Source organism: Curtobacterium sp. SP.BCp (assembly GCF_051903255.1).
Taxonomy (GTDB): Bacteria; Actinomycetota; Actinomycetes; order Actinomycetales; family Microbacteriaceae; genus Curtobacterium.
In genome coordinates, this window is the sequence record NZ_CP194338.1 from 2,733,880 (window position 1) to 2,758,741 (window position 24,862).

21 protein-coding genes are annotated in these 24,862 nt (G+C 71.5%); 14 read left to right on the forward strand and 7 right to left on the reverse strand.

The window, feature by feature from the left end; genetic code table 11:
• Positions 1-57: 57 nt before the first annotated feature.
• The 4 genes from ACRQ4C_RS12945 to ACRQ4C_RS12960 all read right to left on the reverse strand — a co-directional run bounded on the left by ACRQ4C_RS12945 (position 58) and on the right by ACRQ4C_RS12960 (position 3,951).
• Positions 58-1,116 (reverse strand): NADP-dependent oxidoreductase, encoded by a 1,059-nt coding sequence (locus tag ACRQ4C_RS12945; RefSeq protein WP_439688905.1) that lies wholly within the window; start codon positions 1,114-1,116, stop codon positions 58-60.
• A gap of 95 nt (positions 1,117-1,211) precedes the next feature.
• Positions 1,212-2,117 (reverse strand): metallophosphoesterase, encoded by a 906-nt coding sequence (locus ACRQ4C_RS12950; protein WP_439688906.1) that lies wholly within the window; start codon positions 2,115-2,117, stop codon positions 1,212-1,214.
• A gap of 59 nt (positions 2,118-2,176) precedes the next feature.
• Positions 2,177-2,530 (reverse strand): L-rhamnose mutarotase, encoded by a 354-nt coding sequence (locus tag ACRQ4C_RS12955; protein WP_290131080.1) that lies wholly within the window; start codon positions 2,528-2,530, stop codon positions 2,177-2,179.
• Positions 2,531-2,589: 59 nt separating this feature from the next.
• Complete coding sequence (locus ACRQ4C_RS12960) at positions 2,590-3,951, reverse strand: MFS transporter (RefSeq protein ID WP_439688907.1); 1,362 nt, start codon at positions 3,949-3,951, stop codon at positions 2,590-2,592.
• A 188-nt stretch (positions 3,952-4,139) separates the two neighbouring features.
• On the opposite strand from ACRQ4C_RS12960, the gene ACRQ4C_RS12965 reads away from it, so the two are divergent.
• The 14 genes from ACRQ4C_RS12965 (at position 4,140) to ACRQ4C_RS13030 (ending at position 22,144) form a co-directional block, all read left to right on the forward strand.
• Positions 4,140-5,150 (forward strand): LacI family DNA-binding transcriptional regulator, encoded by a 1,011-nt coding sequence (locus tag ACRQ4C_RS12965; protein WP_290131078.1) that lies wholly within the window; start codon positions 4,140-4,142, stop codon positions 5,148-5,150.
• A 228-nt stretch (positions 5,151-5,378) separates the two neighbouring features.
• A complete protein-coding gene (locus ACRQ4C_RS12970) occupies positions 5,379-6,470 on the forward strand; it encodes a LacI family DNA-binding transcriptional regulator (RefSeq protein ID WP_439688908.1) in 1,092 nt (363 codons plus the stop codon).
• Positions 6,471-6,873: 403 nt separating this feature from the next.
• Positions 6,874-8,199: an ABC transporter substrate-binding protein gene (locus tag ACRQ4C_RS12975; protein ID WP_439688909.1), complete on the forward strand. Its 1,326-nt coding sequence runs from the start codon at positions 6,874-6,876 to the stop codon at positions 8,197-8,199.
• A gap of 80 nt (positions 8,200-8,279) precedes the next feature.
• The gene (locus ACRQ4C_RS12980; protein WP_290134204.1) at positions 8,280-9,134 is read left to right on the forward strand and encodes a carbohydrate ABC transporter permease; all 855 of its coding nucleotides are present in this window, start codon (positions 8,280-8,282) and stop codon (positions 9,132-9,134) included.
• Positions 9,135-9,193: 59 nt separating this feature from the next.
• Positions 9,194-10,048 (forward strand): carbohydrate ABC transporter permease, encoded by an 855-nt coding sequence (locus ACRQ4C_RS12985; RefSeq protein ID WP_439690906.1) that lies wholly within the window; start codon positions 9,194-9,196, stop codon positions 10,046-10,048.
• Positions 10,049-10,165: 117 nt separating this feature from the next.
• Entirely contained in the window at positions 10,166-12,490 is a 2,325-nt protein-coding gene (locus ACRQ4C_RS12990; RefSeq protein ID WP_439688910.1) for a family 78 glycoside hydrolase catalytic domain, read from the forward strand.
• Positions 12,491-12,726: 236 nt separating this feature from the next.
• Positions 12,727-13,899, forward strand: a complete 1,173-nt coding sequence (gene rhaI / locus ACRQ4C_RS12995) for an L-rhamnose isomerase (RefSeq protein WP_439688911.1) — start codon at positions 12,727-12,729, stop codon at positions 13,897-13,899.
• A 34-nt stretch (positions 13,900-13,933) separates the two neighbouring features.
• The gene (locus tag ACRQ4C_RS13000) at positions 13,934-16,018 is read left to right on the forward strand and encodes a bifunctional aldolase/short-chain dehydrogenase (RefSeq protein WP_439688912.1); all 2,085 of its coding nucleotides are present in this window, start codon (positions 13,934-13,936) and stop codon (positions 16,016-16,018) included.
• 8 nt (positions 16,019-16,026) lie between these two features.
• Positions 16,027-17,490, forward strand: coding sequence for a rhamnulokinase (locus tag ACRQ4C_RS13005; RefSeq protein WP_439688913.1), 1,464 nt, complete (start codon positions 16,027-16,029; stop codon positions 17,488-17,490).
• Positions 17,487-18,809, forward strand: a complete 1,323-nt coding sequence (locus ACRQ4C_RS13010) for an alpha-hydroxy acid oxidase (protein ID WP_439688914.1) — start codon at positions 17,487-17,489, stop codon at positions 18,807-18,809. Before ACRQ4C_RS13005 ends, ACRQ4C_RS13010 begins: the two co-directional genes overlap by 4 nt.
• Positions 18,810-18,841: 32 nt before the next feature.
• Positions 18,842-19,726, forward strand: coding sequence for an amidohydrolase family protein (locus tag ACRQ4C_RS13015; protein ID WP_439688915.1), 885 nt, complete (start codon positions 18,842-18,844; stop codon positions 19,724-19,726).
• A 48-nt stretch (positions 19,727-19,774) separates the two neighbouring features.
• Positions 19,775-20,650 carry a fumarylacetoacetate hydrolase family protein gene (locus tag ACRQ4C_RS13020; protein ID WP_439688916.1) on the forward strand — a complete coding sequence of 292 codons (876 nt, stop codon included), beginning with the start codon at positions 19,775-19,777 and terminating at the stop codon, positions 20,648-20,650.
• A complete protein-coding gene (locus tag ACRQ4C_RS13025) occupies positions 20,647-21,393 on the forward strand; it encodes an SDR family NAD(P)-dependent oxidoreductase (RefSeq protein ID WP_439688917.1) in 747 nt (248 codons plus the stop codon). The genes ACRQ4C_RS13020 and ACRQ4C_RS13025 overlap by 4 nt, the downstream gene beginning before the upstream one ends.
• A 73-nt stretch (positions 21,394-21,466) precedes the next feature.
• On the forward strand, positions 21,467-22,144 hold the full coding sequence (locus tag ACRQ4C_RS13030) for a FadR/GntR family transcriptional regulator (protein WP_290131067.1): 678 nt from the start codon (positions 21,467-21,469) through the stop codon (positions 22,142-22,144).
• Between the two features lie 66 nt (positions 22,145-22,210).
• Here ACRQ4C_RS13030 and ACRQ4C_RS13035 read toward each other — a convergent pair whose 3' ends face one another.
• Genes ACRQ4C_RS13035 through ACRQ4C_RS13045 form a run of 3 tightly spaced genes read right to left on the reverse strand, consistent with a single transcriptional unit; the run spans position 22,211 to position 24,860 of the window.
• Positions 22,211-23,167 carry an aldo/keto reductase gene (locus ACRQ4C_RS13035; protein ID WP_439688918.1) on the reverse strand — a complete coding sequence of 319 codons (957 nt, stop codon included), beginning with the start codon at positions 23,165-23,167 and terminating at the stop codon, positions 22,211-22,213.
• Positions 23,164-23,532, reverse strand: coding sequence for an L-rhamnose mutarotase (locus tag ACRQ4C_RS13040; protein ID WP_439688919.1), 369 nt, complete (start codon positions 23,530-23,532; stop codon positions 23,164-23,166). Before ACRQ4C_RS13040 ends, ACRQ4C_RS13035 begins: the two co-directional genes overlap by 4 nt.
• Positions 23,532-24,860, reverse strand: coding sequence for an alpha-L-fucosidase (locus ACRQ4C_RS13045; protein WP_439688920.1), 1,329 nt, complete (start codon positions 24,858-24,860; stop codon positions 23,532-23,534). Before ACRQ4C_RS13045 ends, ACRQ4C_RS13040 begins: the two co-directional genes overlap by 1 nt.
• Positions 24,861-24,862 lie beyond the last annotated feature (2 nt).

Below are 24,862 nucleotides of genomic sequence, written 5' to 3' on the forward strand. Positions count from 1 at the left end.
GCGTTCGAGCTCGCCCGCGTCCGAGCGCGCCCGCGTCCGAGCACGCCCGCGATCGAGCTAGCTCGGGTTCGCCGTCCCCCCGGCCATGCTCTCCGTCTTCGCGCCGCGCTCGTCGGCGTAGCGGTCCCGGAGGTCACGGGCCTTCTCCGAGCGGTACCAGTCGAGCCGTGCCCCGGTCTCCACCGTCTGCATGCCGATGACGACCTTGCCGCGAGAGTGCATCTCGGCGAGGTCCTCGTACGCGTCCACGATGTACTCGAACGGGTAGAAGCCCGAGATGAGCACCTGCACGCGGCGGTCCTGCACGGCCTTCGCGAGCAACTGGAGCGACTCGGTGGCTTCCTGGTCGTCGGCGGGGGCGCGGAGGAACCGCACCTCGATGTCGCGCCGCTCCTCGGACGAGACGAAGCGCCCGTCCGGGATGCCGAGCCGTGAGGCCAGGGACTCGGCGTCCGACTCTCCGTGGTTGTCGATGAACGCCGTGATCGTGCGGCCGTCGGCTGCCTCGCGGATGCGGGCCTCTTCGCCCTCGCCGTAGGCCACGGGCAGCGTGCCGATCTGGCGGAGGTAGTCGTGGTTGCGGGGGCTCCCGAGGGCGATCACGGTGGCGCCGGCGTCGTGCGCGAGCTGGCACTCGATGTGCCCGACCCCGCCCGCCGCGGCGGTGATGACGACGGTGTCGTCCTTGCCGAGCCGGAGCTTCCGGACGACGTCGATCGCGGTGCACCCGGCGAGGTAGAGCCCGCCGGCGACCTCCCATCCGACGTGCTCCGGCTTCTTGATGACGGCGGCGCGCGGCACCCGCACCCAGTTCGCGTGCGTCCCGCCCTGGGGGTGGTGCCCCATGACCTCGTCGCCGACACGGAGGTCCTTCACGCCCTCGCCTCGGGCGCGCACGATGCCGGCGAAGTCGACGCCCTGGTGCGCGGGGAAGGTGAGCTCGACGTGGTCCTGCAGCTTCCCTTCGCGGAGGAAGCGCTCGATGTGGTTCAGGCCGGCGGCCACCACCTCGACGACGATCTCACCGGGTCCGGGCTCCGGTCGCTCCTGCTGGACGACCTGGACCACGTCGAACCCGCCGTAGCGGTCGTACTGCACTGCGTTGCCGTGTCGCATGGCGCGCTCCTTCGAAGACGATCTGCCTCTCGTCTACTCGTGCGGGCCGAGCGGTGTCCGCACGTCCGGGGGACTTCGCGGACACCGGGCGCGTCTCAGCCCGCCGCCGCGATGATCGCCCGTACGGTGTCGGCGTCGTGGTGGAACGCGAGCGGGTCGGCGTCGGGCCGCGGCACCCGCACGGGCGTGGACCACACCGAGCCGTCCGCCGCGACGTCGACCACGAGGTAGCCCGCGTCGATGTGCGCCGACTCCTCGTCGTACGCGCCGACGACGTCGGTGTCGTTCGCGACCCCCGGCGCGACGAGCACCGGGACCCCGGTCCACGTCCCGGCGGCGTGGTGGTGGTAGTGGCCACCGAGGACCAGTCGGACGTCCGTCCCGCGGACCACCTCGGCGAGGGCGTCGGCGTTCCGGAGCTGCAGTGCGGCGTGGAGCGCGGTCGGAGCGGGCAGCGGCGAGTGGTGCAGGACGACCACCGTGCCGACGTCCGACGGCGCGGACAGTGTGGTGCGGAGGCGGTCGAGCGCCTCGTCCGCGACCATCCCGTAGCCGGCGCCGGGGACGCTCGTGTCGACCGTGACGATCCGGCGTCCGGCGACGACCGACTGCCCGGCCACCGGCACCGTCGGCGGCAGGTACTCGAGGGTGTGCACGAGCGGCCGGCCGCCCTCGCCGAGCACGTGCCCGTTCGCGAGCACCTGCCGGAAGCCCTCGCGCTGGTCGTGGTTGCCGGGGACCGCGACGAGTGCCGCTCCGTGCCGCTCCGCCCACGCGCCGACCCGCTCCCGAAGGACCGTGTACGACCCGGGCGAGCCGTCCTCGGACACGTCGCCGGACACCACCACGAGCCCCACGTCCGGGATCCGCTCCGCCGAGGAGAGCACCGCGTCGAGTGCGGCCGCCGTGTCGGTCGACCCCTGGTGCAGGGCGCCGTCGCCGGTGAGGTGGGTATCGGACAGGTGGAGGATGCGGAGCGATCCGGGAGCGAGCGGCTGCATGGCGGTCACGCTAGTCGGCGCGGCGATCACCCCGCTGTGCCGCACGTCAGCGTCCGGTGTCAGCGTTCCGTTCCGACAGCGGCGGCCGCGAGCTGGTCCTCGAGGTTGAAGACCTCGGGCAGGACCCGGGCGGTCTGGTCGGCCCGCCCGGTCGCGCCGTCGAAGAGGTCCTGCATGTGCGCCTCCCACGTCGCCGCGACCTCGGACGCGGCGAGGGCCGCGTCCGCGTCGGCGACCGAGTCCGTCTCGTAGTACCCGATGAGCAGGCCATCGTCGTCGAGGAACAGCGAGTAGTTCCGCCGCCCCGCGGCGGCGATCGTCCGCAGCATCGCCGGCCAGACCGCCGCGTGGCGTTCCCGGTAGGCGTCGAGGTGCTCCGCGGCCACCTGGAGACGGAAGCAGACGCGGGTCACGTGATCCGGGCCTCCAGGCGGTCCGGACGGGAGGCGCGCACCACGCTGGTCGACGTCGCTCACCGAGGCGTCCGCTCGCCGGGCGCGGCGCGCAGCGTCTGCTGACGCTCCGCGTGCTCGTCGACGGTCCGGGTCGTCCCCGTCACGCTCGTCACGGTGCCGTACCGCTCGGCCTCGATGGACTCGAGCGATCGGCCCTGGGTCCGCGGTGCCCAGATCGTGCCGACGAGGAACGACAGCGCGAGGAGGCCGAGGATGAGCCCGCCGAGGCCGCGGAGCCCGATGTCGGACAGCAGCAGCGGGAACCAGATGCTCAACAGACCGACCATGACCCGCGCGGCGAGGAAGAGCACGCCCTGGGCGCTGGCGCGGTACCGCGTGGCGAAGAGCTCGCTCGTCCAGAGGCCGTAGAACGCCTGCGCGCCGATGCCGGACGACACACCCCACGCGATCGCGAAGAACAGCAGCGTGCCGAGGTTCGCCGGTGCGTAGATGAGGACCGCCCACGCGACGATGGCGAGCACGGCCCCGACGGCGAAGAGCACACGGCGGCTCACCCGGTCGGCGAAGCGCATGAAGCCGAAGTACGTCGCCGCGACCGTGCACGCCCACACGAGGACCTGGAGCCCGTACTGCTCGGGCACGCTCGTGACGCCGGTGGCCGAGTAGACGCGCGGCTGGAAGATGCCGGCCTGACCCGCGACGGTGTTCCACAGCGCGTAGACGCCGAACAGGAACAGCATCGCGGTGAGGTTCACACGCTTGCTGAACAGCTGCGTGATGCCGTGGAAGAAGTTCGCGCTGCCGGTGGCGGCGCGCTCGTCCTTCCAGATCGTGGACTCGGGCAGGCCGCGGCGGAGCCACCACACGACCGCGGCGACGACGAACAGGTGCGCGAAGATGAGCCGGCTGCCGAGCAGGCCGAGCGGGGCGGCGGCGATCGCCAGGGCGAACCCGACCATCGGGCCGATCGACCACGCGAGCTGCGCGGTGCCGACGTGCGCGGCCCGCTTGTCGGCGGGCGCCTGCTCCGCGATGTAGGTCCAGCTCGCGGGGACGCCGGCGCCCACCGCGATGCCGGTGAGGATGAAACCGACGAGGAGCATCCCGTAGCTGCCGGCGAACACCGCGAGGAGGATGCCGAGCATGTAGAGCAGCAGGTCGTAGGTGTAGATGAACTTGCGGCCGTAGCGGTCGCACAAGGGGCCGCCGATGATCGCGCCGGCCGCGGCACCGAACGCGTTGGCGGACAGGCTCGCGAGCAGGCCGACCTGCAGGTCCCCGATGTGGAACTGCGCCTGCCAGAGGCTGAGGCTCGTGGCGATCGCGATGATCGACCCCGACTCGATGTAGTTCGACATGGCGACCGAGATCGTCGCCTTCCAGCCCGTGGTGTTGCGGGCTCCAATGCGGACCGCCATTGGTCCTCCGTTCGCGTGTTCGTCGATGAATCGTTTCAACGGTGGTGCTGCGAGGACGATACGCGGTACCGCGGCGTTCGGCAAGCACCACGACGACGGGCATCGTCGGGGCTGCACCGCGGCAGCGATCCTCGCAGACACAGCGTCCCGCGCGCCCGGAACCACCGGGCGGATGCCAGGATGGCCCCATGGCGGTCAGCGTGCGGGACGTGGCAGCGCTCGCCGGTGTGTCCCTCGGCACCGTCTCGAACGTCCTCAACCGGCCGGACAAGGTCGCCCCTGCGACGGTCGAGCGCGTGCAGTCCGCGATCGCCTCCCTCGGCTTCGTGCGCAACGACTCGGCCCGCCAGCTCCGGGCCGGTCGCAGCTCCACCGTCGGCCTCATCGTGCTCGACGGGGGCAACCCGTTCTTCACCGACGTCGCACGCGGCGCCGAGGACGCCGCCATGGCGCAGGGACTCGCGGTCCTCATCGGGAACTCGGACGAGTCCGCCGAGCGCGAGCACACCTACGTCGACCTCTTCGAGGAACGCCGGGTCGCCGGCCTGCTCGTCTCCCCCGCCGGCAACGACCTCTCACGGCTCGAGCGACTCCGGGACCAGGGCACGGCGGTGGTCCTCGTCGACCGCCGCGCCGACGACGAGCACTTCGCGTCCGTGTCGGTCGACGACGTCGCCGGCGGCCGCATCGCCGTCGAGCACCTCGCCGCGATCGGCCGCCGACGGATCGCGTTCGTCGGTGGCCCCACGAGCATCCGGCAGGTGGCCGACCGGCTCGCAGGGGCGACCGCCGCGGCCGAGGCCGCCGGCGTCTCACTCGAGGTCGTCCCGACGCGCTCGCTCTCGGTCCTCGAAGGGCGCCGTGCCGGCGAGGAGCTCCAGGCCCGTCCGCCGAGCGAGCGGCCGGACGCCGTGTTCGCCGCGAACGACCTGCTCGCCGTCGGGCTCGAGCAGGCGTTCATCATGCGTGGATCGGTCGCCGTCCCGGAGGCGATCGCCATCGTCGGCTACGACGACATCGCCTTCGCCGAGGCCGCGGTCGTCCCGCTGACCTCGGTCCGGCAGCCCGCACAGGACCTCGGCCGGCGGGCGATCGAGCTGCTGGTCGCCCAGGTCGAGCACGGGCAGGGCATCGACCTCGAGCACGTGGAGTTCACCCCGGAACTCGTGGTCCGGCAGTCCACGGTCGCCGAGGGCTGAGTCGATCCGCGGTGCCGCCCGCCACTGGACGGGAGGCGCGGTGCGGGGCCGCCACGGGCCTCCGGCCGCGGGTGGTGCCGCCCACCACCGGACGGGAGGCGCGGTGCGGGGCCGCCACGGGCCTCCCGGCCGCGGGTGGTGCCGCCCACCACCGGACGGGAGGCGCGGTGCGGGGCCGCCACGGGCCTCCGGCCGCGGGTGGTGCCGCCCGCCGCCTACGATCAGACCATGGTGCACATCCCGAGGCGCGACGCGCCCCCGAGCGTGCACCACGTCGCGGCCCGCGCCGGGGTCTCGCTCGCGACGGTGTCGAACGTCCTCAACCACCCGGAGCGCGTCGCGGAGGGGACCGCCGCGAGGGTCCGTGACGCCATCGCCGCCCTCGGCTACACGCCGAACCGGAACGCGCGCGCACTCGTGTCGGGACGGACCCGGTCGATCGGACTGGTGGTGACCTCGCTCCGGAACTCGCTGTTCACCGACATGGTGAGCGGCGCACAGACCGCGGCGCGGGCCGAGGGCAACACGCTCCTCGTCACGAACAGCGACAACGACCTCGGGGCGCAGGCCGAGCACCTCGCCTTCATGGAGAGCACGCGGGTGTCGGGCATCCTGCTCGCCTCGATGACGACCTCCCGCGAGCAGGTCGAGACCGTCCGGAAGCACGGACTCCCCGTCGTGTACGTCAACTACGAACCCGACGACGTCGACGCGTGCTCGGTGATCGTCGACAACGAGCAGGCCGGCTACGTCGCGACGACACACCTCATCGAGCAGGGGTGCCGACGCATCGGGTTCGTCAGTGCTCGTCCGGACCTGCAGCCCGTCGCCCGACGACGAGCGGGGCTCCTCCGCGCGATCGCCGAGCACCCCGGCGTGGAACTCGTCGACGTCGACGCCGGGGACATCGACCCACCCGGGGGCACCGACGCCGGAGTCCGGATCGCGGCGATGGCGCCCGCGGACCGTCCGGACGGGGTGCTCGGCGTGACCGACCTGCTCGCGATGGCGGTGGTCACCGAGCTCCGAGCGGCGGGGATCCGCGTGCCCGAGGACATCCCGGTGTCCGGCTGCGACCACAACTCCATCGCATGGGGCGGCGCGGTCCCCCTGACCTCGGTCACGCAGCACGGCGAGGAGATGGGGGCCGAGGCGATCGCCCTCCTGCTCGCCGAACTCGCGGAGGGCCCGTCGCACGTGCACCGGACGGTGGTCCTCGGGAGCGAGCTCGTGGCGCGGGAGAGCACGCTCGGACGGGCGCGCGCTGCCGGGGTGCAGGCGGCGACGCGGCCGAGCGACCCGCGGCGGACCGAGGCCTGACGGGAGCTGGCGCGGGCGCGGCGGGCGGAGCTCGTGCGCGCGGCTCCGAGTCTCGTGCACGTGGCACCGAGTCTCGCGCGCCCCAGTCCGAGTCTCGTGCAGTGCGACGACTCTCGTGCGTTGGAGCCCGAGTTCGGTCGGTCACCCCGAGTCTCGCCTGCACGGACCGAGTCTCGTGCGCGCCGCCCCGAGCCTCGCCTACGCAGGACGCGCCGCCGCGACCGCACGGGCCGCCGCGACGACTTCCGTAACGAATTCGACGCGGCGATTGACACGCTTCAATCCTCGTGGTTCCATTCCGATTGAAACGCTTCAACCCGCAGTACCCGGACCCGCACCGACGCGGTCTCCGGAACCGCTCCACCCGGGTTCCCCAGCCCCGGGCCTTACGAGGAGGTAAGGAATGTCAGCACGCTCCACGCGCCGACTGGCCACCAGGTTGATCGCCATCGGCGGCGCTGCGGCACTGGTCGGCAGCCTCGCAGCCTGTTCGTCCGGCGGGTCGGCCGACACCGGCGGCAAGGTGCAGATCACGTACCAGGCGGACAACTCGCCCGCCACCGCAGCCACCGCCAAGCCGCTCATCGCCGCGTTCGAGAAGGCCAACCCGGACATCACGGTGAAGTTCGACACCCGCCCACAGGGCACCGACGGCGACAACCTCGTGAAGACGCAGCTCTCCACGGGCGAGATGGCCGACGTGTTCAACTACAACTCCGGCTCGCTCATGCAGGCCCTCAACCCGGACAACACGCTCGTGGACCTGTCCGACCAGTCCTGGGCGAAGGACGTCGACCCGCAGTTCACGAAGGTCGTCAGCACCGACGAGGGCATGTACGGCGCACCGTTCGGCACGAGCTTCGGCGGTGGCGTGATGTACAACAAGAAGGTCTACGAGAAGCTCGGCCTGAGCGTCCCGACCACCTGGGACGAGTTCATCAGCAACAGCGAGAAGATCAAGGACGCCGGCGACGTCGCTCCGATCATCCAGACCTACGGCGACACCTGGACGAGCCAGCTCTTCGTCCTCGGCGACTTCGCGAACATCAGCGCGCAGCAGTCGAACTGGGCTTCCCGGTACACGGCCAACAAGGAGTCGTACGCGAAGCAGCCCGCGCTCGCCGGGTTCCAGCACCTCGCCGACGCGCAGGAGAAGGGTCTCTACAACGAGGACTACGCCTCGGCGACGCAGGCGAACGGGCTGAAGATGCTCGCCGAGGGCACCGGGGCGCAGTACCCGATGCTGACGAACGCCATCGCGACGATCCAGCAGGACAACCCGGACGCGGTGGACGACATCGGTGCCTTCGCCCTGCCGGCCCAGGACGCCGCGGACACCCGCCTGACCATCTGGGAGCCGAACGGCCTGTACATCCCGAAGACGAGCACGGGTGACAAGCTCGCCGCCGCGAAGAAGTTCATCGCGTTCGCGAACTCGTCCGAGGGCTGCGGGGTGCAGAACGACACCGGGACCCCGGGCGGCCCCTACGTGATCTCCACGTGCACGCTGCCGGACAGTGTCCCGCCGATGATCGGTGACCTGCAGAAGTACCTCGACGACGGCAAGGCATCCCCGGCTCTCGAGTTCCTCTCCCCGATCAAGGGCCCGAACCTCGAGAAGATCTGCGTGCAGGTCGGCTCCGGCATCTCCTCCGCCGCCGTGGGTGCGAAGCAGTACGACCAGGACGTCGTGCAGCAGGCCCAGCAGCTCGGCATCAAGGGCTGGTGAGGTCGGTGACCGCGACGCTCACGACGGCGGTGGCCCCGCCGCAGACGACGAAGGCCGGACCGGGCCCCGCACGGAAGCGGATGCGCTCGTTCTACCCGGCGTGGTTCTTCATCCCGGCGATCGCCCTGTACGTGGTGTTCTTCGCGGTCCCGACCTTCGCGGGGTTCTACTTCTCGCTCACCCGCTGGACGCTGTTCGACCAGACCTTCATCGGCTTCGACAACTTCGTCCGGTTCTTCCAGGACCCGCAGCTCGTCTCCGGGTTCGTGCACACGTTCGAGTACGGGTTCGTGACGAGCGCGGCGAAGGTGGTCCTCGGACTCGCCCTCGCCCTGCTCCTCACGAGCCCGGTGCTCGGGCGGGGCTACCTGCGGGCGGTGGTGTTCTTCCCGGTGCTCGTGTCGACCATCGGCATCGGCATCACCTTCAAGGCGCTGATGGACCCCTTCCACGGGATCATCAACGGCGCCCTCGGCTCGCTCGGCCTGCCGACCCCCGGCTGGCTGACCGACCCGGCGCTCGCCCTCTGGAGCGTCGCCGCGGTGGACATCTGGAAGGGCGTCGGCATCGCGACCCTGATCTTCATCGCCGGGATCGTCGCGATCCCGCAGGAGTACTTCGAGGCCGCCCGCGTCGACGGGGCGAGCTCCTGGACGATCTTCCGCAACATCACGCTGCCGCTCTCGCGCCCGGCGATGGGGACGGTCATCATCCTGTCGCTCATCGGCGGGCTGCGGTCGTTCGACCTGATCTGGGCGATGACCGGCGGTGGTCCCGGGTTCACGAGCGACGTCATCGCGAGCGTGATCTACAAGCAGTACCAGGCGGGCTTCTACGGGCTCTCGACCGCCGGCAACGTCGTGCTCTTCGTCGTCGTCACCGCGATCATGGTGCCCATCTCGTGGCTCATCAACCGCAAGGAGGCGGAACTGTGACCGCACCAGCACTCGACCGCGCAGCCACCGCGGGCCGCACCGGACGAGGACGGGCCAGCGTGGCGGGGCCCCGACGCGGTCCGAGGCGCGACACCGTCCGACGATGGACCGTCGGCAGCATCGCGATCGTCGTCAGCTTCGTCGTCTTCCTCGTGCCGTTCGCCTTCATCCTGCTCCAGGCGATGAAGTCCCCGGCGGAGGCGAACCAGCTCGGCTTCACGCTCCCGACACAGTTCCAGCTCTGGCAGAACCTGGCGACCGTGCTCGGGACCGGCGACGGCGGCATCCTCCGGGCGTTCCTGAACAGCGCCGTCCTGACCGTGGGCAGCGTGCTCATCATGGTCGTGTTCTCTGCCATGGTCGGGTACACGCTCCAACGCCGCCCGAGCCGGTGGAACGGCGTGATCAACTTCTTCGTGCTCGCCGGCCTCATCGTCCCGCCCGCGATCGTGCCGACGATCTGGGTGCTCCAGGGCCTCAACCTCTTCAAGACGATGGGCGGCATGATCCTCATCGAGGCCACCTTCGGACTGTCGTTCTGCATCCTGCTGTTCCGGGCGTTCGTCGCCACGATCCCGAAGGAGCTCGACGAGGCCGCGGTCCTCGACGGCGCCGGACCGATCCGCCTGTTCTTCGGGGTGGTCCTGCCCCTGCTCAAGCCCGTGATCATCACGGTGGTGCTGGTGCAGTCGGTCACGGTGTTCAACGACTTCACGAACCCGCTGTACTTCCTGCCCGGTTCCGAGAACGCCACGGTGCAGCAGACGCTCTACTCGTTCCAGAGCCAGTCCGTCAGCCAGCTCAACCTGCTCTTCACCGACGTCCTGCTCATCACGATCCCCCCGCTGATCCTCTACGTCTTCTTCAACCGTCAGATCGTCGCCGGCATGACCAGCGGCGCCGTCAAGGGCTGACGCCCACCCGGCCTGGAGGCACGACCTGCCTCCGCCACGCCGCCCACCGCGGCGGGCACCAGCTCCCACGACCCCGCACCGGTCGACGACGACCGGTCGCGTGAAAGGACTCATCTCATGACCACCTGGACCGCACCGTTCATCGCGAGCGACGCCGACCTCGGGAGCGCACCGATCCTGCGCCGGGAGTTCACCCTCGACGACGGCCACGGCGCCGTCATCGGCGCGACCCTCGACGTCAGCGCCCTCGGCGTCGTCGAGGCGTGGCTCGGTGGCCAGCGGGTCTCCGACCACGTCCTCGAGCCGGGGTGGACGAGCTACGAGTGGCGCGTCCGGGTCGTGTCCCACGACGTCACCGGACACCTCGCCGAGGCCGGGTCCGGCGACGCGGCGGTGCTCGCACTCGTGCTCGGGAAGGGCTGGGCCGCCGGCCGTCTCGCCTGGGGCGGGGGTGGGGGCTGGTACGCCGACGAGGTCGCCGGGTCCGCCGAGCTCCGCATCACGTTCACGGACGGCCACGAGCAGCGGATCACGACGGACACCGACTGGCAGGCCCTGTCGAGCGCGATCACCGCCGACCAGCTCTACGACGGCCAGGACATCGACGCCCGCCTGCGCGACGGGTCCTTCCTCACGCCGGGCGACGTGACGGTCCCGAGCGTCGAGGGACACGAGGGCCGGACGAGCACCGTCCACACGGTGGACCTCGGCGACCGCGAGCTCGTCGCCGACACCGTGCCGCCCGTCCGGCCCCTCGCCGAGATCGCACCCGTCGCGGTCTGGACGAGCCCGTCGGGAGCCACCCTGGTCGACTTCGGCGTGAACCTCGTCGGCTGGATCCGGGTGACGGCGAGCGGCAAGGCGGGGACGGTCCTGACCCTCCGGCACGCCGAGGTCCTCGAGCACGACGAGCTCGGCACCCGCCCGCTCCGCACCGCTTTGGCGACCGACCACTTCACCCTGAGCGGCAGCGGCCCGGACGCCCCGGACCGCTTCGAGCCCCGGTTCACGTTCCACGGGTTCCGGTACGCGCAGGTCGACGGATGGCCGGGCACGCTCGACGACCTCCGCGCGTCGCTCACCGCGGTGCAGGTCGGCTCCGACCTCCCCCGCACCGGCACCTTCGCGTCGAGCCACGACCTGCTGAACACCTTCCACGAGAACGTCGTGCGGGGTATGCAGGGCAACTTCCTGAGCGTCCCGACCGACTGCCCGCAGCGCGACGAGCGGCTCGGCTGGACGGGCGACATCGCAGCGTTCGCGCCGACGGCCTCGTACCTGTTCGACACGAGCGCGTTCCTCGGCGACTGGCTGCGGGACGTGTGGCTCGAGCAGCAGCACGCGGACGGGGTGATCCCGTTCGTCGTGCCGGACGTGCTGAAGTACTCGCCCGCCGAGGACTTCGGGAAGCCGAACGCCACCGCACTCTGGTCGGACGCGGGGGTCTGGGTGCCGTGGACGCTGTACCAGGCCTACGGTGACACCGCGGTGCTCGCGGAGCAGTTCGACTCGATCGCCGCGCACCTCCGCCGAGTCCGCAGCTTGCTCTCCCCCGAGGGGCTCTGGGACACGGTGTTCCAGTTCGGCGACTGGCTCGACCCGGACGCCCCGCCGGAGGACGCCGCCGCGGCGAAGGCCGACCCCGGCGTCGTTGCGACCGCGTGCGCGTTCCGTTCGGCGAGCATCGGGGCCGAGGTGGCGACGCTGCTCGGCCACGAGGCGGAGTCGGCCGAGTTCCGGGAACTCGCCACGGGCCTCCAGGCCGCGTTCCGGGAGCACTACGTGGCGGACGGGAGGATCCGCAGCGACTGCACCACCGTCTACGCGCTCGCGATCGTCTTCGGGCTGCTGGCCGAGGCGGACGAGGCCGCGGCGGGCGACCGGCTCGCCGAGCTCACGGCCGCCGCCGGGTACCGGATCTCGACCGGGTTCGCGGGCACGCCCTTCATCACCGACGCGCTCACGCGGACCGGCCACGTCGAGGACGCCTACCGACTGCTGCTGCAGACCGAGTGCCCGTCGTGGCTCTACCCGGTCACGATGGGCGCGACCACGGTGTGGGAGCGGTGGGACTCGATGCTGCCGGACGGCACCATCAACCCGGGGCAGATGACCTCGTTCAACCACTACGCCCTCGGTGCGGTGGCGGACTGGATGCACCGGGTGGTCGGGGGTCTGTCGGCGCTGGCGCCGGGCTACGCCGAGGTGCTGGTCGCTCCGCAGCCGGGCGGCGGCCTGACGTGGGCGTCGACCTCGCTCGAGAGCGTCCACGGACGGATCGCGGTGCGGTGGGACCTCGTCGACGGCGAGCTCGCGGTGCAGGTGACCGTGCCCGAAGGGGTCTCGGCGGTGGTGCGCCTGCCGGGGCTGGAGGAGCAGCGCGTCGGCGGCGGCGAGCACGAGTTCCGGGCGCCCGCGGCGGCGGCGGTGCCCGCAGGCTGACCGCCGAGCCAGCCCGTCGGCTCCCCACCGGCGGAACCAGGTTCCGGACACGGCACCGTGCTGTTCCGCAGTGCTGTGTCCGGAACCTGGTTCGGCCAGCCCGGCCAGCCCGGCCAGCCCGGCCAGCCCGACCAGCCCGACCAGCCCGGCCAGCCCGACCACTGCCGCCCGGTTGCACACCGCACCCGCAGCGCGTACGGTATGAAACGATTCAATCAGTCACGAGGAAGTGCACGATGACATCCACCCCGACCTTCGCCGGCATCGGCGACCAGCTCGCCCGGCAGCAGATCGAGCTCCCGAGCTGGGCGTTCGGCAACTCCGGCACCCGCTTCAAGGTGTTCTCGACGCCGGGCACCCCGCGCGACCCGTACGAGAAGATCGCCGACGCCGCGCAGGTGCACCGGTACACGGGGCTCGCGCCGACGGTCGCGCTGCACATCCCGTGGGACCTCGTGGACGACTTCGCCGACCTGAAGCGGCACGCCGAGGAGCACGGGGTCCGCCTCGGCACGATCAACTCGAACACGTTCCAGGACGACGACTACAAGTTCGGCGCACTGACCCACACCGACGCGAGCGTCCGGCAGAAGGCGATCGACCACCACTTCCGGTGCATCGACGTGATGGACGCCACCGGCAGCCGCGACCTGAAGATCTGGCTCGCCGAGGGGTCGAACTACCCGGGCCAGGCCGACATGCGCGAACGCCAGGACCGCCTGCACGAGTCCCTGTCGACGATCTACGACCGGCTCGGCGACGACCAGCGGCTCGTGCTCGAGTACAAGTTCTTCGAGCCGTCGTTCTACCACACGGACGTCCCGGACTGGGGCACGAGTTACGTGCAGACCGCGGCGCTCGGCGACAAGGCGATGGTGTGCCTCGACACCGGGCACCACGCTCCCGGGACGAACATCGAGTTCATCGTGATGCAGCTGCTCCGGCTCGGGAAGCTCGGCAGCTTCGACTTCAACTCGCGCTTCTACGCCGACGACGACCTCATCGTGGGCGCGGCGGACCCGTTCCAGCTGTTCCGCATCCTCGTCGAGGTCGTCCGCGGGGGCGGGTACGACAACCCGGACGTCGCGTTCATGCTCGACCAGTGCCACAACGTCGAGGACAAGATCCCCGGGCAGATCCGCTCCGTCCTCAACGTGCAGGAGATGACCGCCCGCGCGCTGCTCCTCGACCGCGTCGCGCTCACCGCGGCCCAGGAGGCGCACGACGTCCTCGGCGCGAACGAGGTCTTCATGGACGCGTTCCAGACCGACGTCCGCGCCGACCTCGCCGCCTGGCGCGAGTCGCGGGGGCTCCCCGCGGACCCCATGCGCGCCTACCTCGACTCCGGCTACCAGCAGCGGATCGCCGAGGACCGCGTCGGCGGCGTCCAGGCCGGCTGGGGCGCCTGAGCGGCGCCAGGACGACGAAGGAACGCGACTGATCATGACCGACACCAGCCTGGAGGCACGGGTGGACACCGCAACGCAGACGACCGGCGACCAGGTGGTCGCCTCCCTGATCGCGCGCTCGAACGCGCTCGGCTCCGACCCGCGGATCACGAACTACGCGGGCGGCAACACGTCCGCGAAGGGCACCGCGACCGACCCGGTGACGGGCGAACCAGTGGAGCTGCTGTGGGTGAAGGGCTCCGGGGGCGACCTCGGCACCCTCACGCCGTCTGGGCTGGCCGTCCTCCGGGTCGACCGGGTCCGGGCGTTGCAGAACGTCTACCCGGGCGTCGAGCGTGAGGACGAGATGGTCGCCGCGTTCGACCACACCCTGTTCGGCAAGGGCGGTGCCGCACCGTCGATCGACACCGCGATGCACGCCCTCGTCGACGCCACACACGTCGACCACCTGCACCCGGACGCCGGCATCGCGATCGCGACCGCCGCCGACGGCCCGGAGCTTACCGAGCGGATCTTCGGCGACAAGGTCGTGTGGGTGCCGTGGCGCCGTCCGGGCTTCCAGCTCGGCCTCGACATCGCCGCGATCAAGGACCAGCACCCCGAGGCGATCGGCACGGTCCTCGGCGGCCACGGCATCACCGCCTGGGGTTCGTCGTCGAAGGAGACCGAAGCGAACTCGCGGTGGATCATCGACACCGCCGAGCAGTACATCCGCGAGCACGGGCAGGACCAGCCGTTCGGCACCCTCCGACCCGGGTACGAGGCGCTGCCCGAGCCCGAGCGGCGTGCACTGGCGGCTGCCCTCGCACCGACGATCCGCGGCATCGCCGGGCACGACAAGCCGGTCGTCGGCAGCTTCACCGACACCGACGTCGTCCTCGACTTCCTCGCGAGCGAGAAGGCACCCCAGCTGGCGGCCCTCGGCACGAGCTGCCCGGACCACTTCCTCCGAACGAAGGTCAAGCCGCTCCTCCTCGACCTGCCCGCCACGGCGAGCATCGAGGAGCAGACCGCCCGCCTGCACGAACTGCACGAGCAGTACCGCCAGGACTACCAGGCGTACTACGACCGCCACGCCACCCCGGAGAGCCCGGCCATCCGCGGCGCCGACCCGCTCATCGTGCTCGTGCCGGGCGTCGGCATGTTCTCCTACGGCAAGGACGCGCAGACCGCACGGGTCGCGGGCGAGTTCTACGTCAACGCGATCAACGTCATGCGCGGCGCCGAGGCCCTGAGCACCTACGCCCCCATCGACGAGGCCGAGAAGTTCCGCATCGAGTACTGGGCGCTCGAGGAAGCCAAGCTCCAGCGGATGCCCGCGCCGAAGCCGCTCGCGACGCGCATCGCACTCGTGACCGGAGCCGCGTCCGGCATCGGCAAGGCGATCGCGAAGCGCCTCGCTGCCGAGGGTGCCGCCGTCGTCATCGCCGACCTCGACCTCGGCAAGGCGGAGGAAGCAGCGGCCGAGATCGGCGGCCGGGACCAGGCCGTCGGCGTCGTCGCGAACGTCACGAGCGCTGACGCCGTCGACCAGGCGATCCAGGCGACGTTGCTGCACTTCGGCGGCCTCGACCTCGTCGTCAACAACGCCGGACTCTCCCTGTCGAAGAGTCTGCTCGAGACCACCGAGCAGGACTGGGACCTGCAGCACAACGTCATGGCCAAGGGGTCGTTCCTCGTGTCGAAGGCCGCGGCGAAGGTCCTCATCGAGCAGGGCCTCGGCGGCGACATCGTGTACATCTCGAGCAAGAACTCCGTCTTCGCCGGCCCGAACAACATCGCCTACTCCGCCACCAAGGCCGACCAGGCACACCAGGTCCGGCTGCTCGCGGCCGAGCTCGGCGAGCACGGCATCCGCGTCAACGGCATCAACCCCGACGGCGTCGTCCGCGGATCGGGCATCTTCGCCTCGGGGTGGGGAGCGAACCGGGCCAAGACGTACGGCATCGACGAGCAGGACCTCGGGAAGTTCTACGCCCAGCGCACCATCCTCAAGCGCGAGGTCGTCCCCGAGAACGTCGCGAACGCCGTGTACGCCATCTGCACGTCCGACTTCTCGCACACCACCGGGCTGCACGTCCCCGTCGACGCCGGCGTGGCCGCGGCGTTCCTGCGGTAGGGCACGCCGTGACGAACAGCGGCAGCGTCGCCGCGGTCGACCTCGGCGCGACGAGCGGGCGGGTCATCATCGGCCACGTGGACCGGGACGGCGTGCGGACGGACCACGTCGCCCGCTTCCCGAACGGCCCGGTCGCCCTGCACGAGCACGGCCGCGACACCCTGCACTGGGACGTCGTCGAGCTGTACCGGGAGGTCGTGGCCGGACTCCGCCGGGCCCGCGCCGAGCACACCGACCTCGCGAGCATCGGCATCGACTCGTGGGCAGTGGACTACGGGCTCCTCCGCGAGGGACGCCTGCTCGGCCTGCCCGCCCACTACCGGGACGCCCGGCACGAGCACGGCGTCGACACCGTCCACGCCCGCGTGACCGCCGACGAGCTGTACCGGCGCAACGGTCTCCAGCACCTGCCGTTCAACACCGTCTTCCAGCTCGCCGCCGACCCTGACGCCGTGCTGGCGGACCGGGCCCTCCTCGTGCCCGACCTCCTCGGCTACTGGCTGACCGGCGTCGAGGCCGCCGAGCGCACGAACGCGTCGACCACGGGGTTGCTCGACGCGACCACGCGGGGATGGGACTCGACCCTGGTCGCCGCCACGGGCCTCCCGGCCGACCTGCTGCCCGCACTCCGCGACCCGGGAGACCGACTCGGCACCCTCCTGCCGTCCCTCGGTGGCGGCGTGCCCGTCACGCTCGTCGGGTCGCACGACACGGCGTCGGCAGTCGTCGCGGTCCCCGCGACGGAGGCGGACTTCGCGTACATCTCCTCCGGCACGTGGTCGCTCGTCGGGGTCGAGCTCGAAACCCCCGTCCTGACGGACGCGGCACGCGCGGCGAACTGCACGAACGAGGGCGGCGTGGACGGCCGCGTGCGCTTCCTCAAGAACGTCTCCGGCCTGTGGCTGCTCTCCGAGAGCGTCCGCACGTGGGAGCAGGACGGCTCCGCCGTCGACCTGGAGGCACTGCTCGCCTCCGCCGCGGAGGTCACCGCACCGGTCCCCGTCTTCGACGTCGCGGACGAGTCGTTCACCGCGCCGGGCGACATGCCCGCCCGCATCGCCGCTTGGTGCTCGCTGCACGGACTCTCGGCTCCGGCCACCCGGGCCGAGTTCGTGCGGTCCATCCTCGAGTCCCTTGCGGCTGCGTACGCGTCGACGCTGCGGACCATCGTCGAGGTCACCGGCAAGGACGTCCGCGCCGTGCACGTCGTCGGCGGCGGGTCGCAGAACCGTCTCCTCTGCCAGCTCACCGCCGACCGGACCGGACTGCCCGTCCTCGCCGGCCCCGTCGAGGCGACCGCGCTCGGCAACGTGCTCGTCCAGGCGCGCAGTCTCGGCCTCGCGGGGCTCGGGGGTGCATCGTTGGAGGCACTCCGCGACGTCGTCGCCCGGACCGTCGAACCCATCCGCTACTCCCCCGCTCCGGGCTCGGACGCCCGACCCCACCGCACCACCGTCAGGAGCCACGCATGACCACCACCGACGACCACCACCGCGTCGACCCCGCCACGGGAGCACCCGCGGCGTCCACCGGTCCGGCGTCCTCGGCACGGACCCGCGTCGCACGGCGGATCCCGAAGGTGCGGGACCTGGCGCCGTTGCTGCAGTTCCGGAAGCCGGCACTGCCGGGGCGGCGGCAGCGGCTCGAGCAGGCGTTGACGATCTGGGACCTCCGCAGCATCGCCGCTCGACGCACCCCGAAGGCCGCGTTCGACTACACCGAGGGCGCCGCCGAAGCCGAGATCTCGTTGGCGCGTGCTCGGCAGGCGTTCGAGGACATCGAGTTCACCCCGGCCATCCTCCGCGACGTGTCGTCCGTCACCACGTCACGTTCCGTGCTCGGCGCCGACGTCGCACTCCCGTTCGGGATCGCACCCACCGGGTTCACCCGGATGATGCAGACCGAGGGTGAGCGCGCCGGCGCCCGCGCGGCCGGACGTGCGGGCATCCCGTTCTCCCTGTCGACGATGGGCACCACCGCGATCGAGGACGTCAAGGCCGCCAACCCCTACGGGCGGAACTGGTTCCAGCTCTACATGTGGAAAGACCGCGACAAGTCGATGGCGTTGGTCGACCGGGCCGCCCGCGCCGGGTTCGACACGCTGCTCGTCACCGTCGACGTCCCCGTCGCCGGAGCGCGGCTGCGGGACAAGCGCAACGGGTTCTCGATCCCGCCGCAGCTGGGCGTGAAGACGGTCGTGAACGCGATCCCCCGGCCCTGGTGGTGGTTCGACTTCCTCACCACCGAACCCCTCGCCTTCGCGTCGTTGGATCGGTGGTCGGGGACCGTCGGAGAGCTGCTGGACCACATGTTCGACCCGACCGTCACCTACGAGGACCTCGCGTGGATCCGCGACCAGTGGCCGGGCAAGGTCGTCGTCAAGGGCGTCCAATCCCTCGCCGACGCTCGTCGCCTGGCCGACATGGGTGTCGACGGCATCACCCTGTCGAACCACGGCGGCCGCCAACTCGACCGCGCACCGGTGCCCTTCCACCTCCTGCCCCAGGTGGTCAAGGAGGTCGGGAAGGACACCGAAGTGCACCTCGACACCGGCATCATGTCCGGCGCCGACATCATCGCCGCCATCGCCCTCGGCGCGAAGTTCACCATGGTCGGCCGCGCCTACCTCTACGGGTTGATGGCCGGCGGCGAAGCCGGAGTCGACCGCATGATCCAGATCCTCACCGACCAGATCGAACGCACCATGCGCCTCCTCGGCGTCACCACCCTCGACGAACTCGAACCCGCACACGTCACCCAACTCCAACGACTCACACCCATCCCGCGCTGACAGACATCGGACATCTGGCCCATGATGGTGTCGTGATCATCGACGCTCACCACCACCTGTGGGACCCCGCCGACCGCCCCTACCCCTGGATGGACGACTCGGTCGCCGCCATCGACCGCCGCTTCGACGTGGACGACCTCCGCGCGGCGACGGCCGACACGGACGTCACCGCGACCATCGTGGTGCAGGCCGTCCACGACGAGGACGAGACCGCGTTGCTCCTCGGCCAGCCCGCACCGGTCGTCGGGGTCGTCGGCTGGGTCGACCTGACGGCGCCCGACGTGGCCGACCGGCTCGCGATGCTGCTGGGAGACGGATCGGCACGCGAGGCGGCGGGCTCGGCGACCCGTGCGCTGGTGTCGACGGCCCCCTCGTTGGTCGGCATCCGGCACCAGGCGCAGGACGAGCCCGACCCGGACTGGCTGGCCCGTCCGGACGTCGTGCGCGGCGTCCGTGCGGTGGCGGCCGCCGGGCTGACGTACGACCTGCTGGTGCGAGCTCGGGAGCACCCCGCCGCGCTCGCCCTGGTCGACGCCGTCCCGGAGGGGCGCTTCGTGCTCGACCACGCCGGCAAGCCGGACATCGCCGCGGGGGACAACGGGTGGCGGCAGCGGATGGCGGACCTCGCCGAGCGACCGAACGTCGTGTGCAAGGTCTCCGGCCTCCTCACCGAGGCCGGGCCCGACTGGCGGGAGCGTCCGGTCGCCCGGTACGCCCGTGAGGTGGTCGAGGTCTTCGGACCCGACCGGTCGGCGTTCGGCTCGGACTGGCCGGTGTCGACGCTCGCCACCGACTACGCCGAGGTGCTCGGCACGACCCAGGACGCCCTCGCCGATCTGTCCGACGCCGACCGCGACGCGGTGTTCCGGGGCACGGCGGTCCGCACGTACCTGGCGCCTCGCGGCATCCAGACATAGGATGTCTGTCGGGCGCTGTGCCGCGCCGTTCGACGAGAGCGAGGAACGATGCAGTTCGCACGACTTGGCCCGGCGGGCTCCGAGATCCCGGTCGTCATCGACCCTGACGGCAGCGTCATCGACCTCCGACCGCTCACGTCGGACATCACCGGGGCGTTCCTCGCGGCAGAACCCGGCCCGGACGAGCTCGTCGCGCACGCACGGGCCGCCGGCGACCTCCCGACGATCCCTGCCGACGAGGCCGCTGCCCTCCGCCGTGGCGCACCCGTCGCCCGCCCGGGCAAGGTCGTCTGCATCGGGCTGAACTACCGCGACCACGCGGCCGAGACGGGCGCCGACATCCCCACCGAACCGATCGTGTTCATGAAGGACCCGTCGACGGTGATCGGCCCCGACGACGAGGTCCTCATCCCCCGCGGCAGCACGAAGACGGACTGGGAGGTCGAGCTCGCGATCGTGATCGGCCGGACCGCCCGCTACTGCGCCTCCGAGGACGAGGCCGCCGCCTGCATCGCGGGCTACACGATCGCCCACGACGTCTCCGAGCGGGAGTTCCAGCTCGAGCGCGGCGGGCAGTGGGACAAGGGCAAGTCGTGCGAGACGTTCAACCCGCTGGGGCCGTGGCTCGTCACCCCGAACGGGTTCGCCGACGCCGGACTCGACCCTGAGCGGCTCGGGCTCCGCCTGTCCGTCAACGGCGAGGTCCGCCAGGACGGCACGACCGCCGACATGATCTTCCGCCCGACCGAGGTCGTTCGGTACCTCTCGCAGTTCATGGTGCTCCACCCCGGCGACGTCATCAACACCGGCACCCCGGCCGGAGTCGCCCTCGGCAGCGGTGCGCCGTACCTCAGGGCGGGCGACGTCGTCGAGCTGAGCGCGGACGGGCTCGGCAGCCAGCGCCAGACGGTCGGCGCGGCATGACCGCCGGCAGCCACGACGGTGTCCGGGCGATCGTGACCGGCGGAGCGTCGGGCATCGGCGCCGCGATCGCCGAGGCCCTGCGCGAGCGCGGTGCGACCGTCGCGGTGCTCGACCTCCGGCCTGACGACGCCGACCTGTCGTTCGCGTGCGACGTGTCCTCGGACGAGAGCGTGCGGGCAGCGGTCGGCGCCGCGGTCGAACGGCTCGGCGGGCTCGAGGTCGTCGTGAACAACGCCGGCATCGGCGCGCAGGGCACCGTCGAGGACAACCCCGACGACGAGTGGCGACGCGTGTACGAGGTGAACGTCCTCGGCGCGGTGCGGGTGTCGCGGGCGGCACTCCCCCACCTCCGCGCGTCCGGCAACGCGAGCATCGTCAACACCTGCTCGATCGCCGCGACGGCCGGCCTGCCGCAGCGTGCGCTCTACTCGGCGACGAAGGGCGCCGTCGCCGCCCTCACCCGCGCGATGGCCGCCGACCACCTGCGCGAGGGCGTCCGCGTCAACGCCGTGAACCCCGGGACGGCCGACACCCCGTGGGTCGGACGGCTGCTGTCGTCGGCACCGGACCCCGCCGCCGAGCGGGCTGCCCTCGAGGCCCGACAGCCGCACGGTCGTCTGGTCGCCGCGGCGGAGGTCGCCGAGGCCGTCTGCTACCTGACGAGTCCGGCAGCCCGGTCGACGACCGGGGTCGACCTGGCCGTCGACGGCGGGATGCAGGCGCTGCGGCTGCGGCCGGCGTGAGGGACCCGGGAGGCGCGGCTATCGTCGTGCTGTCCGGTCGCGTGCGCGACCGCGCTGAGCAGGAGGTGGTGACGTGGCGTCGCTGACCGACGATGCGATCGCACGCATCCAGCAGATGATCGTGAGCGGCGAGCTCCAACCGGGCCAGCGCCTCCCTCCCGAGAAGGAACTCAGCGAATCCCTGGGCCTCTCGCGGAACAGCCTCCGCGAGGCGGTGAAGGCCCTCGAGCTCATCCGGGTGCTGGACGTCCGCCGCGGCGACGGGACGTACGTCACCTCGCTCGAACCGACCGTCCTGCTCGAAGCGGTCTCGTTCGTCGTCGACATGCACCACGACCGGTCCCTCGTCGACCTGCTCGAGGTCCGGCGCATCCTGGAACCGGCGTCCGCGGTGCTCGCCACCGCCCGGGCGTCCGAGCAGCAGATCGACGAGCTCGCGACGCTCATGGTGGCGGTCGACGACAGCACCGGGGTCGAGGACCTCGTCGCGCACGACCTCCTGTTCCACTCCACGATCGCCACGATCGGGGGGAACCAGTACCTCTCCGGGCTGCTCGACGCCCTGTCGAGCAAGACCGTCCGGGTGCGGGTGTGGCGTGGCCTCACCCAGAACGGGTCCGTGCAGCGCACCCTCGACGAGCACGCCGCGATCGTCGACGCGATCCGCCGGCGCGACCCGCAGCTCGTGCAGTCGCTCGTCGTGGCCCACGTCGAGGGCGTGGAGCGCTGGCTCCGCCGGTCGCTGGACTGACCGGCGCGAAGAGCGCGGCGCGAAGAGCGCGGCGCGAGGAGCGCAGCGCGAGGGCGCACGCGCGGCTCAGACGCTGAGCAGCCCCGCCGCGCGGAGGTCGTCCCACAGCGCGTCGGGCACCACCGCCGCCGCACGCTCGGCGTTCTGCCGCACCTGCGACGCCGACTGCGCACCGAGTGCGATCGCCCGGACGGCGGCGGCACGACGAGGGAAGGCCAACGCGGCGTCGGGGAGCGTCACCCCGTGTCGTTCGCAGACGTCCGCGATGGCGTCCGCGCGCTCGACGAGGTGCACCGGGGCCGTGGCGTAGTCGTACGTCGCACCCGGCGCCGGTCGGGGCGAGCTCAGCAGACCGGAGTTGTAGACCCCGACCGCGACCACGTCGACGCCGAGCTCGGCGCACCGGTCGACCAGTGCGGCCGCGGGCTGTTCGAGCAGCGTGTACCGCCCGGCGAGCATGACGACGTCGCACAGCCCGGTCTCGACGGCGGCGGCCAGCGCCTCGACCGAGTTCGACCCGACACCGACCGCCCGGACGACCCCCGCGTCGCGCAGCTCGGCGAGCGTCGGGAGCGCCTGGGTCAGCCCGTCGGTGAGCGAGTACACGTCCGGGTCGTGCAGGTACGCGACGTCGACGTGGTCGAGACCGAGCCGGACGAGCGACTCGTCGAGGGACCTCCGCACGCCGGACGGCGACGGGTCCCACTGCCGCACCGTGTCGTCGGCCACCGCGAACCCTCCGGAGGCCAGGTCGTCCCCGTCGCCCCGGCCGGGCACCAGGAGCCGGCCGACCTTCGTGGACACGAAGTACTCCGAGCGCGGCCGCCCGGCGAGCGCCGTCCCCAGCCGTCGTTCGGACAGCCCGAGCCCGTAGTGCGGAGCGGTGTCGAACCCGCGGACGCCGACGTCCCACGCGGCGTCGACGGCGGCGCGGGCGTCCTCGTCGGAGACCTCTCGCAGCAGGTTCCCGATGCCGGCTCCCCCGAACCAGAACGGCCCCCGGTCGAGCTCGACCGCGCTCACCGGTCCGCCTCCGGCCCGACCTCGGCAGTCACGGGAGCGACCCCGTCCACCTGCGCGGCGAGGGACCACACCCGCGGGACCCCGTCGTCGCTGCCGGAGTAGTCGTCGGCGGCCTCGAGCAGCGGGTTGACGACGGCCTGCCACTCCGCGTTCACCGGGTCGTCCGCGAGCGACCGGCGCATCGTCCGGTAGTCCTCGACCTCGATGAGGTGCACGAGGTCGAGGCCGTCGCGCCAGATCGTCCAGTCGTGCACTCCGGCCTCGCGGAGCCGGGCGGCCAGCGCGGGCGGGACCGTGGCGTGGACGCTGTCGTACGCCGCCTCGTTCCCCGCCCGCAACCGCGTGCGCGACAGGATCCGCTGCACTAGTCCTCCTTCAGGAAGAGCTCGACGACGGGCACCGCGACGTCCGGGCGCACGATCGGGAGTGTGAGCGTCAGGGTACCGGCGGGCTGCCCACCGAGACCGGTGTTCTGCGCACGCGTGCCCGGTGGGATCTCGCGGTACCGCACCTCGGACGCGTCGTTCAGGAGCTGCGCGTACACCACCTTGCCGGCGAGGTCGGGCAGGTGCACGTGCTCGAACGGCCAGGTGAACAGGTGCAGGTAGAGCCGGTCCCCGCGCTGGGTGTAGACCGTGCCCGCCGGCGCCCGGAACGACGACGGTCCGGCGCCGTACACCGACCGCGCGTGCTGGTGCATCCACTCGCCGATGCCGGCGAGCGACCGCCGCGCGACCGGGTCGAACTCCCCGCGCCCGGTCGGTCCGACGTTGAGCAGCATGTTCCCGTTGTTCGAGACCCCGTCGACGAGCATGCGGACGAGGAGGTCGACGCTCTTGACGTCCTGGTTGTCGCGGTCGTAGCCCCACGACCCGTTGAACGTCTGGCACGCCTCCCACGGCACGGGGACGCCGTCGACCTCCATCGGCTTGTCCGGCTGGTACTGCTCCGGCGTGACGATGTCGCCCGGGATGTCGAGGCGGTCGTTGACGATGATGCCCGGCTGCAGCCGCTTCGTCAGGGCCATGAGCTCCTCGGAACCCCAGTCGTCACGCCCCTTGCCGCCCCAGCGGTCCTCGTGGTCGTTGTCCCGGTACGAGAAGTCGTAGAACAGGTAGTCGATCCGCCCGTACCCGGTCAGGAGCTCCTCGACCTGCCCGTGCAGGTACTCCCGGTACCGGGCCATGTCGCGCCCTTCCTGGAGTCGGGCGATCTCCTCCGGGCTGTCGTCCCGGCGCGGGTGCACGCCGTCGATGGTGAAGTCCGGGTGGTGCCAGTCGATGAGCGAGTGGTAGAACCCGATCCGGATGCCCTCGGCCCGGAACGCGTCGACGAACTCGCGGACGATGTCCCGGCCGAAGCGGGTGTTCGTCGCCTTGTAGTCCGTGAGCTGCGAGTCCCAGAGCGCGAACCCCTCGTGGTGCTTGGTGGTGAGGACGGCGTACTTCATGCCGGCCTCGCGTGCCCGGCGCGCCCAGTCGGCCGGGTCGAACAGGTCCGGATCGAAGTGGTCGAAGTACTTCTGGTAGTCCTCGTCGGTGATGCGCTCGTAGTTCTTCACCCACTCGTGCCGAGCGGGGAGCGCGTAGAGCCCCCAGTGGATGAACATGCCGAACCGGTCGTGCGTGAACCAGGCGGGCAGACCGCTCGCGTCGGTCTCGGTCTGCGGCGCAGCGGGTGCGGTGATGGTCATGT